Source organism: Roseateles terrae, assembly GCF_014192155.1.
In the GTDB taxonomy this organism is placed as follows: domain Bacteria; phylum Pseudomonadota; class Gammaproteobacteria; order Burkholderiales; family Burkholderiaceae_C; genus Roseateles; species Roseateles terrae.
Window position 1 is genome coordinate 167062 of sequence record NZ_JACHXO010000009.1, and the last position, 12639, is coordinate 179700.

The 12639-nt window shown below is 68.5% G+C and carries 12 protein-coding genes; 11 read left to right on the forward strand and 1 reads right to left on the reverse strand.

What is annotated here, in order from left to right; all coding sequences use genetic code 11:
• The first annotated feature begins 193 nt into the window (after positions 1–193).
• From FHS28_RS21530 to FHS28_RS21555, 6 genes are all read left to right on the forward strand, one after another.
• Complete coding sequence (locus tag FHS28_RS21530; RefSeq protein ID WP_088453828.1) at positions 194–847, forward strand: response regulator transcription factor; 654 nt, start codon at positions 194–196, stop codon at positions 845–847.
• Complete coding sequence (locus tag FHS28_RS21535) at positions 844–2205, forward strand: sensor histidine kinase (RefSeq protein ID WP_088453827.1); 1362 nt, start codon at positions 844–846, stop codon at positions 2203–2205. The genes FHS28_RS21530 and FHS28_RS21535 overlap by 4 nt, the downstream gene beginning before the upstream one ends.
• Before the next feature lie 111 nt (positions 2206–2316).
• A complete protein-coding gene (locus FHS28_RS21540; RefSeq protein WP_088453826.1) occupies positions 2317–3306 on the forward strand; it encodes a KpsF/GutQ family sugar-phosphate isomerase in 990 nt (329 codons plus the stop codon).
• Entirely contained in the window at positions 3306–3902 is a 597-nt protein-coding gene (locus FHS28_RS21545; protein WP_088453825.1) for a KdsC family phosphatase, read from the forward strand. Before FHS28_RS21540 ends, FHS28_RS21545 begins: the two co-directional genes overlap by 1 nt.
• Positions 3902–4663: an LPS export ABC transporter periplasmic protein LptC gene (gene lptC, locus FHS28_RS21550; protein ID WP_088453824.1), complete on the forward strand. Its 762-nt coding sequence runs from the start codon at positions 3902–3904 to the stop codon at positions 4661–4663. Before FHS28_RS21545 ends, lptC begins: the two co-directional genes overlap by 1 nt.
• A 90-nt stretch (positions 4664–4753) precedes the next feature.
• On the forward strand, positions 4754–5527 hold the full coding sequence (locus tag FHS28_RS21555; protein ID WP_088453823.1) for an SDR family oxidoreductase: 774 nt from the start codon (positions 4754–4756) through the stop codon (positions 5525–5527).
• A gap of 88 nt (positions 5528–5615) precedes the next feature.
• Here FHS28_RS21555 and rbp read toward each other — a convergent pair whose 3' ends face one another.
• Positions 5616–6131 (reverse strand): RNA-binding regulator, encoded by a 516-nt coding sequence (gene rbp, locus FHS28_RS21560; protein WP_088453822.1) that lies wholly within the window; start codon positions 6129–6131, stop codon positions 5616–5618.
• 312 nt (positions 6132–6443) lie between these two features.
• Between rbp and FHS28_RS21565 the strand changes: the two genes are divergently transcribed.
• The 5 genes from FHS28_RS21565 (at position 6444) to FHS28_RS21585 (ending at position 12634) form a co-directional block, all read left to right on the forward strand.
• Complete coding sequence (locus FHS28_RS21565; RefSeq protein ID WP_310736843.1) at positions 6444–7211, forward strand: helical backbone metal receptor; 768 nt, start codon at positions 6444–6446, stop codon at positions 7209–7211.
• Between the two features lie 39 nt (positions 7212–7250).
• On the forward strand, positions 7251–8000 hold the full coding sequence (gene creB, locus FHS28_RS21570; RefSeq protein ID WP_088453820.1) for a two-component system response regulator CreB: 750 nt from the start codon (positions 7251–7253) through the stop codon (positions 7998–8000).
• A 3-nt stretch (positions 8001–8003) separates the two neighbouring features.
• Positions 8004–9464, forward strand: coding sequence for a two-component system sensor histidine kinase CreC (gene creC, locus FHS28_RS21575; RefSeq protein WP_088453819.1), 1461 nt, complete (start codon positions 8004–8006; stop codon positions 9462–9464).
• A gap of 51 nt (positions 9465–9515) precedes the next feature.
• Positions 9516–10871 carry a cell envelope integrity protein CreD gene (gene creD, locus FHS28_RS21580; RefSeq protein ID WP_088453818.1) on the forward strand — a complete coding sequence of 452 codons (1356 nt, stop codon included), beginning with the start codon at positions 9516–9518 and terminating at the stop codon, positions 10869–10871.
• A gap of 86 nt (positions 10872–10957) precedes the next feature.
• Positions 10958–12634 (forward strand): GMC family oxidoreductase, encoded by a 1677-nt coding sequence (locus FHS28_RS21585; protein WP_088453817.1) that lies wholly within the window; start codon positions 10958–10960, stop codon positions 12632–12634.
• Positions 12635–12639 lie beyond the last annotated feature (5 nt).

The following is a 12639-nucleotide window of genomic DNA, read 5'->3' on the forward strand; positions in this document are numbered from 1 at the left end:
CGCCCTGAGTGGGCTTGACCACGCTGAAGGGTCCCTGAAGCGAACCTGAAGTGATGCTGAAGATCGGCCGCATCCAGGGCTTGTCCTGATCCTTCGTGATTTCCGCAAGGGGTCGATTCGCCCACCGGACGGGTCGGTCCGGGCGGCCTGTTATCGTTCCACCCGATTCGACCCTGCCCGCGCCACTGCGACGATGCGACTGCTCCTGCTTGAAGATGATGAATTGCTGGGGAGCGGCCTGCGTGATTTCCTGGTCTCCGAAGGCCATGAGGTCACCTGGGCCACCCGGCTGTCAGACCTGCTGCCCCGCCAATATGAAGATGCGGAGGCGCTGCTGGTCGACTGGCAACTGCCGGACGGCTCGGGCCTGGACTGGCTGCGGTCCCTGCGTCAGCGCGGCGTCGCCACCCCCGCCCTGATGCTCACCGCCCGCGACCTGCTGGCGGATCGGCTCCAGGGCCTGGACAGCGGCGCGGACGACTATCTGGTCAAGCCCTTCGCCCCGGAGGAGCTCGCCGCCCGCCTGCGCGCCGTCAGCCGCCGCCACATGGGGGCCAGCAGCTCGCAGCGTCAATATGGCGACGTCTGGCTGGATCTGGCCGCCAAACGCGCCCGCCGCGGCGGCCTGGCGGTGGAGCTGACCGCCCGCGAATGGGCGGTGCTGGAAGCCCTGGCCCAGCGCGCCGGCCGGCTCTTCCCCAAACATGAGCTGGAATTGCATGTGCTGGGCACCGACGCCGAAGTGCAGAGCAATGCCCTGGAAGTCCACATCTCCAGCCTGCGCCGCAAGCTCGGCCGCACCCTCATCGAAACCGTGCGCGGCATGGGTTACCGGCTCGGCGCATGAGCACCGCGCCCGCCCGCAAACCGTCGATCGCCGGCCGGCTGGCGCGTCAGCTGCTGCTCATCTCTGTGTTCTGGGCGCTGGTCGCCGGTGTCTCCGTCTGGCTGGTGGTGCAGGAAGAGGTGGATGAGCTGCTGGATGAGACGCTGCAGGCCTCCTCCCAGGTGCTCGGCCAGCTGCTGCGCCAGAACAATGCGATGCTCAGCGCCGAAGTGGCGGACTCCGACGACCTGAGTACCCACTTCGCCTGGCAGCTGGTGTCGTCCGACGGTCAGCTGCTGCACCGCTCGCCGCTCGCGCCCAGCAAGCCCTGGCAGTTGCCGCCCGGCTTCAGCGACTGGAAGGACGACGGCAGCGACGGTGACGACTGGCGGGTGCATGTGCGTCCGCTGAAGTCGCCGCAGGGATCGACCTGGCTGATGGTGGCGCAGACCACCTCGGAGCGCCGGGAGGTACGCTCTCGCGTCGGCATGGCCAGCGCCCTGTCGGCGCTGCTGGTGGGCAGCCTGTGCATGATCTGGCTGAACCGGCGCGCCCGGCAGGAGCTGGAGCCGTTGGCCCGCCTCACCGAATCCCTGAGCCTGTACGACCCGCTGGACAGCCGGCAGAGCCTGCCCGAGCAGACCCGCCGCGAGCTGGCCGCCATCCGCGCCGCGGTGCTGGACCTGGGTCAGCGCCTGGCGCAGCGGGTGGCCAATGAGCGGGCCTTCAGCGCCCATGCCGCCCATGCCCTGCGCACGCCGCTGGCCGGCATGGACACCCAGCTCGCCATGGCCCTGCGGGAAGCGCATCCCGAGCAGCGGGAGCGCCTGCAGCGCACCCGGGAAGCGGCCGACCGGCTGCGGCGGGTGGTGACCGCGCTGCTGACCCTGTTCCGCAGCGGCATGAGCCTGCAGTGGCAGCGGCTGGATCTGGCCGCCCTGCTGCAGCACCTGCCGCTGCCGCAGCAACTGGAGCTGGACCTGCCGCCTGAACCCTGGGTGCAGGGCGACCCGGACCTGCTGGCCGCCGCCCTGATCAATCTGCTGGACAACGCCTGGCGTCACCGCGCCGGGCGCCTGCGCCTGGGGCTGCGGACGCTGCCGGACGGCGACACGGTGATCGAGCTGGAAGACAACGGCACCGGCGTGCCGGAATGGCGCCGGGAAGACCTGAACGACGCCCTGGAGCGCCAGCAGTACGAAGGCCGCATGGGGCTGGGCCTGATGATGGCCGATCTGGTGGCCCGGGCCCATGGCGGCGACCTGCGCCTGCTGCCGGTGAGTGCAGGATTTGCCATCGCGCTGCGCCTGGGGCCGCCGCCGTCCATGCCGTCGTTGCCGTCCGTGGAGTCAAGGCAGCCAAGGCAGTCACCGCAATAAAAAGGCAGTGGGCGCCGTCAGGGCCCTCCGGGTCGTCGGGGCTGCCAGTGCGATCACCGCAGCCGGGGCCGTCAGCGCTGCAAGCGCCGCCCCGGCTACACTGCCGCCTGTATGACGACACAAGCTGTTCTCACCCATTCCCGCGCCCTCGAAGTGGCGCGCCAGGCCCTGAAGGTCGAAGCCGACGCGCTGTTGGCGCTCGGCCCGCGTCTGGGCGACTCCTTTGAGCAGGTGGTGCAGCTCATGCTGTCCAGCAGCGGCCGGGTGGCCGTGATGGGTATGGGCAAGAGCGGCCATGTGGGGCGCAAGATCGCCGCCACGCTGTCGTCCACCGGCACGCCGGCCTTCTTCGTGCATCCGGCCGAAGCCAGCCATGGCGACTTGGGCATGGTGACCCCGTCGGACATCGTGCTGGCCTTGTCCAATTCCGGCGAAAGCGACGAGCTCAACGCCATCCTGCCGACCCTGCGTCGCCTGGGGGTGAAGCTGGTGGCCATGACCGGCCGGCCAGACTCCTCGCTGGCCCGCCATGCGGACCATGTGCTGGACTCCCGCGTGGACCAGGAAGCCTGCCCGCTGAATCTGGCGCCCACCGCCAGCACCACCGCGCAGATCGCGCTGGGGGATGCCCTGGCGGTGGCCCTGCTGGACGCTCGGGGCTTCCGCGCTGAAGACTTCGCCCGCTCGCATCCGGGCGGCGCGCTCGGCCGCAAGCTGCTGACCCATGTACGTGACCTGATGCGCAGCGGCGATGCGCTGCCCCGGGTGACCGCTGACATGAGCCTGCTGGACATGATGCGGGTGATGTCGGCCAAAGGACTGGGGTGCGCCATCCTGGTGGACGACCAGGAGCATGTGGCCGGCATCTTCACCGACGGTGACCTGCGCCGCCTGATCGAGCGCGGCACCGACCTGCGGGGCCTGACCGCCGGCCAGGTGATGCATGGCAGCCCGCGCACCGTGTCCGCCGACGCGCTGGCCGTGGATGCTGCCGACCTGATGGAATCTGCCCGCATCACCCTGGTGCTGGCGGTGGATGAGCAGCAGCGGCTGCAGGGCGCCATCAGCATCAACGACCTGATGCGTGCCAAGGTGATCTGATGACGGTGGTGCGTGAACTCCAGCCGTCCCTGCGGTTTGATCCCGAATTGCTGCTCCAGGCCCAGGGGCCGGGCCCCGGCCTCAAGGCCGCGATCTTCGACGTGGACGGCGTGCTGACGGATGGCCGCATCTACATCAGCGAGCGGGGTGAGGACTTCAAGGCCTTCTCCACGCTGGACGGCCACGGCCTCAAGCTGCTGGCACAGGGCGGCATCCTGCCCATCGTTGTCACCGGCCGGGACTCGCCTGCGGTGCGCCGTCGGGTGGCGGACCTGGGCCTGACCCATGCCGTCTATGGCGCCAAGGACAAACTGGCCGCCGCCCAGCCGGTGCTGGACCAGCTCGGTCTGGCCTGGGACCAGGTGGCGGTCATTGGCGACGACTGGCCCGACCTGCCGCTGATGGTGCGCGCCGGCTTTGCCTGCGCCCCTGCCCAGGCCCATGCCGAAACCCGTGCTGCCGCCCATTACGTGACGCAGGCGGCCGGTGGCCATGGCGCCGCCCGAGAGTTCTGCGATCTGCTGCTGATGGCCGCCGGCCAGTACGCCCGCCTGCTGCACGGCCATCTGGACACGCTCGACGGGAGCGCCCACTGATGGCGGCACTCGCTCCGCCGCCCACGGGGCCCCGGCGCCGGGTGCAGCCCCTGCTGTGGCGGCTGCAATCCTTCCTGGCCAGTTACGTGCCGCTGCTGCTGATGGCGGCACTGGCGGGCCTGACCTGGTGGCTGATCAAGAGCACGCCGCAGCTGGAAGCGCCGCGTGAGAAGGTCGCTCCGCGCCATGTGCCGGACTACCGCATGCAGGGCTTCGAGCTGGAGCGTTTCAGCAGCGACGGCCGTCTGCTGGCTCGCATCCTGGGGCAGGAGCTGCGGCACTATCCGGACAACGACACCGTCGAGATCGACCTGCCGGAGCTGCGCGCCTACGGTGAGAAGGGCGAGCTGCTGATTGCGCAGGCCAAACGCGCCCTCTCCAATGGCGACGGCAGCGAAGTGCAGCTGATGGGCGACGTGAAACTGCACCGTTACCCCAACGGCGACCCGGCCAGCGCGACCGACCTGGAACTCTATGGCGAGTTCCTGCACGCCTTCGTGCCGGAGCAGAAGATGCGTTCGCATCTGCCGGCGCGGGTCATCGGCCTGGGCGGGGAGATGCAGGTGCGCAGTTTTGAATACAGCAACCTGACCGGCCGACTCACCTTCACCGGGGGCGGCAAGGCCCAGTTCAGCGCACAGCCGCGTCGTGCGGTGACGGCGGCTGCGCCTGCATCAGCCCCGGCGGCTGCCAAGGCGGGCGCACCCTCGCCGTCCCCGGCGGCGTCGGTGCCGGCCGGCCTGCGTCTGAACCGTCGCTGAACTGCTTTCGAACCGCTTTCCATCGGCTTGCGCACCGTCGATGGCCGAAGCGTCCCATGACGAATTTCGACCCTGCCGACAGGGACTCTTATGCCACGTCTTGTCTACATCACCGGCGCCTCCAGCGGCATCGGCCAGGCGCTTGCGCTGCAGTACTACCGTCAGGGCTGGTCCCTCGCGCTGGTGGCGCGCCGTGTTGACGATCTGACCGCCTGGGCGCAGTCGCAACAGCTGGATCCGGCGCGCTGGCGGGTCTATCGCGCGGACGTCAGCGACATCGCCGACATCACCGCCACCGGTCGCCGCTGCATCGCCGAGCAGGGCCTGCCCGATGTGGTCATCGCCAACGCCGGCATCAGCATCGGCGTGGACACCGCGCTGGAAGAAGACCTGGCTGTGATGCAGCGCATCTACGCCACCAACAACATCGGCATGGCGGCGACCTTCCAGCCCTTCATCACGCCGATGCGTCAGCGCCGCAGCGGCACGCTGGTGGGCATTGCCAGCGTGGCCGGCATTCGGGGTCTACCGGGGCATGGCGCGTATTCCTCCAGCAAGGCGGCGGTGTTCGCCTATTGCGAGAGTCTGCGCGGGGAATGCCGTCCGGATGGCGTGCAGGTGGTCACGATTGCACCGGGATATATCGATACTCCGCTGACCCGCAAAAACCGGTATGGCATGCCCTTTTTGATGCAGCCGGAAGCATTTGCTGCAAAGGCTTTCGACGCGATTGCGGCGGGCGCGCGGGTGCGCTTCATTCCTTGGCAGATGGGGGTGGTGGCGCGGGTGATGCATGTGCTGCCCGGCGCCCTGTTCGACCGCCTGCTGGCGGGCCGCCCTCGCAAACATCGGGAGAACGAATAGGGCACGGCCGTACAGGCAACAAAAAAGGCACTCCGAGGAGTGCCTTTTTGCTGAGAGGGCCGAAGCCCTCCTGGCTGGATGCCGGGGATCAGTAGCCGCTGCTGCCGCCACCGTAGCCGCCACGGCCACCGCCGCCGCCGCCACCGTAGCCGCCGCCACCACCGCTACCGCCGTAGCCGCCACGGCTACCGCCGCCGCCGCCACCACCGTAGCCGCCGCGGCTGCCGCCGCCGCCACCACCACCATAGCCGCCGCCACCACCGCCGCCGCCGAAGCCGCCGCGGCTGCCGCCGCCACCACCACCGAAGCCGCCACGGCTACCGCCGCCGCCGCCGCCAAAGCCGCCCGGACGCTCTTCGCGCGGACGTGCCACGTTCACCACGACGGCGCGGCCGTCGAGGGCTTGACCGTTCATGCCGTTGATGGCGGCTTGTGCCTCTGCATCAGAGGCCATTTCCACAAAGCCGAAGCCCTTGGAACGACCGGTCTCGCGGTCCATCATGACCTTGGCAGACGTAACGCTGCCGAATTGCGAGAATGCCTCCTGGAGCGTCTCGTCTCGCACGCTGTAAGCGAGGTTGCCCACGTATAGCTTGTTTCCCATGGGGAAGCCCTTTCAAAAACCAAATAACCCAATGTGCTGCTTCAACCCATCGTGAACCACTCATACGAAGGCGCTGCATTCAGGCCGTCTGATTATGTGTGACAGGATTGGCGATTCGCAACGCGTCAACCGTGATGTTGTTTTTCGGCTTCTGCGAAGAAACCCCGAGCAGGTGCCAAGAACACACAACCTTCTTTTTGACGAACCCAACCCAGGGCAAAACTCGTTCCCAAACCCTAGGTGGCGCAAGGGTAAATTGCAAGAATCAATGGCGCCATCACCATTTGTCACCGCTTGGAGGGGCACCCCCCTGTGATCCGCATCATCTCCCTGGTCCCCTCCATCACTGAGCTTCTATTCGCCCTGGGGCTCGGTCCCCAGGTGGTGGGGCGCACAGGCTTCTGCACGCATCCCCCCAAAGGGGTGCGGGAGATTCCTAAGATCGGGGGGACCAAAGACCTGAATCTGGAGCGGATCCGGGCACTTCTACCCACCCATGTGATCGTCAATGTGGATGAGAACCGCCTTGAAGACGTGGCCGCGTTGCGACAGACGGGGGCGGAGATCGTCGTGACCCATCCGTGTTCGCCACAGGACAACCTGCCCTTGCTCGCGCAGATGGTGAGCGTATTTGCAGCGAGCCAGCCGCAGGTGCAGGCGCAAGCCGAGCGTCTGGCGCAGCAGCTGCGGCAGGAACTGGCGGCCTGTCAGGCGGGGGCCTGGACGCGCCGCCGGGTGCTCTATCTCATCTGGCGCGACCCGTGGATGACCGTGGCGCAGGACACCTACATCGCCCGCATGCTGGCCGAAGTGGGCTGGCGCACCTGGCCGCCACAGGAAGGCGGACCCAGCGGTGCTGCGCGCTATCCCGTGCTCACCGGCCAGGAACCCTGGCTGCAGGAGATTGAGGAGGTGCTGCTCAGCTCCGAACCCTACCGCTTCGATGAACGCCACATGCCGCAGGCCCAGGCGCTGTGTCCCAACGCCCGGGTCCGCCTGGTGGATGGCGAACTCATCAGCTGGTATGGTCCGCGCGCTGCCGAGGGCCTGGCTTATCTGCGCAGCCTGGCCGCAGCGTGACCTGCCCCCCCCCTGATGAACGCCGCCCCCGCTTCTCCCATGCCGCCTTTCGCTGCATCCTCTGCGGCGCCCTCTGCAGCGCCATCCGCCCCGCCGCCCATTCCGCCCTCACCCGCCCGGCTGCTGCTGCTGGAGGACGATCCGGCCATCGCCCAGACGGTGGCGTTCGCGCTGACCCGCGAAGGCTTCCAGGTGCGCTACTGCGGCTGGATCCACGAAGCGCGGGCCCAACTGGCCCGGGGTGACCTGGACCTCGCCATCCTCGATGTCGGCCTGCCCGACGGCAACGGCCTGGATCTGTGCCGCGACATCCGCCAGAGCGCACAGCCGCAGATGCCCATCCTGATGCTCAGCGCCCGCAGCGACGAGGCGGACAAGGTGCTCGGCCTGGAACTCGGCGCCGACGACTATCTGGCCAAGCCCTTCAGTCCGCGCGAGCTGGTGGCGCGCGTCCGTGCGCTGCTGCGCCGGGCCCAGGGCGCGCTGCCGGCGCCGGTGAAGTCGCAGTACGGCTTTGTGGTGGAAGCGGAAGGATCCCGGGTGCGATTTCATGGCGAGCTGTTGCCGCTGACCCGGCGGGAACTCGGCCTGCTGCTGCGCCTGCTGAGCGCGCCGCAGCGCATCCACTCCCGCGAGGTGCTGCTGGATGCCGTCTGGGGTCTGGAGGCCGACAGCGGTGACCGCACCGTGGACACCCACATCAAGACCCTGCGCGCCAAGCTGCGGCAGGTGCGGCCGGACCTGGACCCGATTCGCACCCATCGCGGCATGGGCTACTCGCTGGAGTGAGGGATGCGTCTGGGGCTGCGGGTCTTCTTCGGATTTTTCCTGATTGCCGGCCTGAGCTCGGTCATCCTGCTGCGCGTGGTGCTGGGCGAGGTGAAACCGAGCGTGCGGGAGGTGATGGAAGACATCATGGTGGACACCGCCAACCTGTTGGCAGAACTGGCCACCGACGACCTCAGCACCCTGCCGCCCGGCGCAGCGCTGGACGACACCCGCTTTGCCCGCCGCGTGCGCGACTACGCCAACCGGCCGGTGGATGTGCACATCTGGGGCCTGCGCAAACAGACCCTGGACTTCCGGATCTACGTCACCAATGCGCAAGGCCGGGTGATCTTCGACACGGTGCAGGGCGCCGGCTCGGCCCTGGGGCGCGACTACTCCCGCTGGAACGACGTGGCCCGCACGCTGCGCGGCGCGTATGGGGCGCGCTCCACCCAGGACGCCTACGGCGGCGATGTCAGCCCGGTGATGTACGTGGCGGCGCCGGTGCGATCAGCGCAAGGCGAGCTGCTGGGGGTGGTGACGGTGGCCAAGCCGGTGGCCACGGTGCAGCGCTTCATCGACCGGGCCGAGCGACGCATCTGGACAGCGGGGCTGGGACTGCTGGTCGTCTCGTTGGGCATCGGCGTGGCGGTCACCTGGTGGGTGGTGGGCCACGTGCGACGTCTGCGCCGCTATGCGCAGGAGGTCCAGCTCGGTCAGCGACAGCCGCCCCCGAAGGTGCCCGGGGAACTCGGCGAGCTGGCGATGGCGATGGACGCGATGCGGGAACGCCTGGACGGACGGGAGCGCATGGAGCACCTGGCTCGCGCGCTGACGCATGAACTCAAGAGCCCGCTGGCGGCGCTGCGCGGAGCCGGTGAGCTGCTGCAGGAAGAGCTCGCACCCGAAGACCGGCAGCGCTTTGCCACGCAGGTGGTGGCGCAAAGCGAGCGGCTGACGGAGCTGGTGGAGCGGCTGCTGGCGCTGTCTGCGCTGGAGCTGCGGCGTGGGCCGGAGCATCCGCAGGCGCTGCGGCTGGATGAGGCGGTGGCCCAGGCGCTGTCCGCGATGGCGGATCGTCTGGCGCAGCGCCAGATGCAGCTGCAGTGGGTGCGGCGCGATCCGGTCACGCTACAGGCCGACCCGGAGCTGCTGGCCCTGGCGCTGAGTAATCTGCTGAGCAACGCGGTCGACTTCAGTCCGGCGGGCGGCCTGCTGGAAGTCAGCGTCAGCGCCGACGGTGTCGAGCTGCGCGACCACGGCCCCGGCGTGCCGGCCGCTGCCTTCGATCAGCTGGGCCAGCGCTTCTTCTCCACCGCCCGGCCCGGCAGCCTGCACAAGGGCTCGGGCCTCGGGCTGGCCATCGTGCGGCAGATTGCCGGTCTCCACGGCTGGCGTTTGCGTTTCTCGCCGGCCGAGCCGGGACTGCGGGTCCATCTGGATCTGCGCGCCCACTTCACACAGGCCTCACAAACTTCGCCCTGAGCTCACACGGGCTTCTGACACTGCCGTCTTCCCTGATCTGGAGCAAGACGAATGAAAAGCAAGGCGGTGTGGGTGAAGCTGGGCATCCTCTCGTTGGTCACCTTGATGCTGCTGCTGGTGCTGTCCCGCATCGGCTGGCTGGTGGATGAGCGGCAACTGCGTCAGCGGGAGGCGGTGGAGAACGTGGCGAGCTCCCAGGCGGCGGAGCAGACGCTCATCGGGCCGATGCTCTCCCGCTGGTGTGTGGAGAGCTGGGAGGAGCTGACCGGCAGCGGCGCCGACCGAAAGATGGAACGCCAACGCCGCGAATTCACGCTGATGCAGTTGCCGGCGCAGCTGTCGGTGGACGGAGACCTCAACCAGGAAACCCGCTATCGGGGCGTGTTCAAGGTGCGCGGTTATGCCGGCCGGGTGCTGCTCAAGGCGCACTTCGCCGATTTGTCTGCGCTGGTGGCGGCCCCCGAGCATCCGGGCGGCCAGCTCACCTGTTCCGATCCGCAGATGGCCGTTTCGGTCGCGGATCCGCGCGGCCTGCAATCGGTGGACATCCGGCGTGGCAGCGATCCGCTCCCGGTCGCCTCCGGCACCGGCAACACCACCTTCCCGCGAGGACTGCGTGCGCCTTTGCGTCAGCAGGCGCTGGACCAGCCGCTGGACCTGAGCGTGGCCCTGCAGCTCTCCGGCACCACCCGCTTTGCCGTGGTGCCGGCCGCCTCGGCCACCGAGGTGCGTCTGCGCTCGGACTGGCCGCATCCGAGCTTCGGCGGCCGGTTCCTGCCGTCGCCCGGCACCCGCACGGTCGACGCCAGCGGCTTCTCGGCCGAATGGAAGGTGTCCGAGCTGGCCACCGACGCCATGGCCGATGTGATGAACGGTCAGAAGAATCTGGACACGCTGGACTTCTCGATGGTGGACCCGATCAACCCCTATGTGATGAGCGACCGCGCCATCAAGTACGGCCTGATGTTCATCGTGCTGACCTTCGTCTGTGTCGGTCTGCTGGAGCTGCTGGTCGGCCGGCGAGTGCACCCGGTGCAGTACCTGCTGGTGGGGCTGGCCATCAGCGTCTTCTTCCTGCTGCTGCTGAGCTTGTCGGAACATCTGAGCTTTGGACTGTCCTATGGCGCGGCGGCGGCGGCAGTGGTGAGCCTGCTCAGCTTCTACGGGATGTGGATGTTGCACCACCGCGGGCAGGGTCTCGCTTTCGGTGCGTTGGTCGCCCTGCTGTATGGCGCGCTCTATGTGGTGCTGATCCAGGAACAGACGGCCCTGCTGATCGGCGCGCTGCTGCTCTTCAGTGTGCTGGCCCTGGTGATGGTGCTGACCCGTCGCATCGACTGGTACGGATTGCAGGAGCAGATCGGGACCCCTCCGGAAACGCCGTTCGGCGTTCCTGCACGGCGCTGACGGCGTCTCAGGGCCAACGCCCTTGCCGACCTGCGCCGCATGCGCCAGCATCAGGCGCAGGACAACAGGCCCGTCGGGCAGGCACCATGCGAGACCACAATGGAGACGCGCAGTTCGACTACATCATCATCGGTGCCGGCACGGCGGGCTGCCTGCTCGCCAACCGGCTGAGCGCCGATCCTTCCAAGCGAGTGCTGCTGCTGGAGGCGGGGGGCAAGGATGACTATCACTGGATCCACATTCCGGTGGGCTACCTCTACTGCATCGGCAACCCCCGCACCGACTGGCTGTTCAAGACCGAGCCGGATGCGGGCCTGAACGGCCGCAGCCTGCGGTATCCCCGCGGCAAGGTGCTGGGCGGCTGCTCCAGCATCAACGGCATGATCTACATGCGGGGACAGTCGCGCGACTACGACGGCTGGGCCGCACTCACCGGCGACAACGCCTGGCGCTGGGACGCGGTGCTGCCCTTCTTCAAGCGCCATGAAAACCACTGGCGGCTGGACGAGGGGGCGGAGCGACCGGCCGGCTTCGATGCTCGTCACCACGGTCACGGCGGCGAATGGCGGGTGGAGAAGCAGCGGCTGCGCTGGGCGGTGCTGGATGCCTTCGCCGCAGCGGCGCAGGAGGCCGGCATTCCGGCAACCTGTGACTTCAACACCGGCAACAACGAAGGCGTGGGCTACTTCGAGGTCAACCAGCGCGGCGGCTGGCGCTGGAACACGGCCAAGGCCTTCCTGCGTCCGACCTGCATGGCGCGGCCCAACTTCGAAATGTGGACCGGCGTGCAGGCCCAGCGCCTGCTGCTCTCCGAAGGCGGACCCGACGGCCGCAGCCGTTGCGACGGGGTGGAGGTGCGCACGCCGCAGGGCGTGGAGTCCGCATGGCTCGCGCCCGGCGGTGAGGTGCTGCTGGCGGCGGGGGCGATCGGATCGCCGCAGTTGCTGCAGCTCTCCGGACTCGGCCCGGCGGCGGCGCTGCAGGATCTGGGCATTGAGGTGCAGCGCGAGCTGCCCGGGGTGGGGGCCAATCTGCAGGACCATCTGCAGATCCGCGCCGTCTTCAAGGTGCAGGACGTCAGCACCCTCAACACGCTGGCTGGCAGCTGGTTCGGCAAGGCCCGCATCGGCCTGGAATACGCGCTGAAACGCAGTGGCCCGATGAGCATGGCGCCGTCGCAGCTCGGCGCATTTGCACGCAGTTCACCGCAGAAGGACTGGCCGGACCTGCAGTATCACGTGCAGCCCTTGTCACTGGAGGCCTTCGGGGAGCCGCTGCACGGCTTCAATGCGTTCACCGCCAGCGTCTGCAACCTCAATCCCACCAGCCGAGGCACGGTGCGGCTGCGCAGCCGGGACCCGGCGGACGCGCCGCGCATCGCGCCCAACTATCTCAGCACCGATGCCGACCGGCAGGTGGCCGCGGAAAGCCTGCGCCTGACCCGGCGCATCGTCGCGCAGCCGTCGCTCTCGCGTTATCGGCCGGAGGAATACAAGCCCGGGCCGCAGTACCAGACCGATGAGGAACTGGCCCGGTTGGCGGGGGACATCGCCACCACCATCTTCCATCCGGTGGGCACCTGCCGCATGGGGCGGGAGGACGATCCCCACGCGGTGGTGGACAGCCGCCTGCGGGTGCGCGGCGTGTCGGGGCTGCGGGTGATCGATGCGAGCGTCATGCCCACGATCACCAGCGGCAACACGAATTCGCCGACGCTGATGATCGCGGAGCGGGCGGCCGCCTGGTTGCGTGAGGGGGACTGAGCCCC

Excerpts from the sequence above, each read along its gene's own strand:
- FHS28_RS21530 (WP_088453828.1), top strand. The coding sequence starts at position 194 with ATGCGACTGCTCCTGCTTGAAGATGATGAATTGCTGGGGAGCGGCCTG.
- FHS28_RS21535 (WP_088453827.1), top strand. The coding sequence starts at position 844 with ATGAGCACCGCGCCCGCCCGCAAACCGTCGATCGCCGGCCGGCTGGCG.
- FHS28_RS21540 (WP_088453826.1), top strand. The coding sequence starts at position 2,317 with ATGACGACACAAGCTGTTCTCACCCATTCCCGCGCCCTCGAAGTGGCG.
- FHS28_RS21545 (WP_088453825.1), top strand. The coding sequence starts at position 3,306 with ATGACGGTGGTGCGTGAACTCCAGCCGTCCCTGCGGTTTGATCCCGAA.
- lptC (WP_088453824.1), top strand. The coding sequence starts at position 3,902 with ATGGCGGCACTCGCTCCGCCGCCCACGGGGCCCCGGCGCCGGGTGCAG.
- FHS28_RS21555 (WP_088453823.1), top strand. The coding sequence starts at position 4,754 with ATGCCACGTCTTGTCTACATCACCGGCGCCTCCAGCGGCATCGGCCAG.
- rbp (WP_088453822.1), bottom strand. The coding sequence starts at position 6,131 with ATGGGAAACAAGCTATACGTGGGCAACCTCGCTTACAGCGTGCGAGAC.
- creB (WP_088453820.1), top strand. The coding sequence starts at position 7,251 with ATGCCGCCTTTCGCTGCATCCTCTGCGGCGCCCTCTGCAGCGCCATCC.
- creC (WP_088453819.1), top strand. The coding sequence starts at position 8,004 with ATGCGTCTGGGGCTGCGGGTCTTCTTCGGATTTTTCCTGATTGCCGGC.
- creD (WP_088453818.1), top strand. The coding sequence starts at position 9,516 with ATGAAAAGCAAGGCGGTGTGGGTGAAGCTGGGCATCCTCTCGTTGGTC.
- FHS28_RS21585 (WP_088453817.1), top strand. The coding sequence starts at position 10,958 with ATGCGAGACCACAATGGAGACGCGCAGTTCGACTACATCATCATCGGT.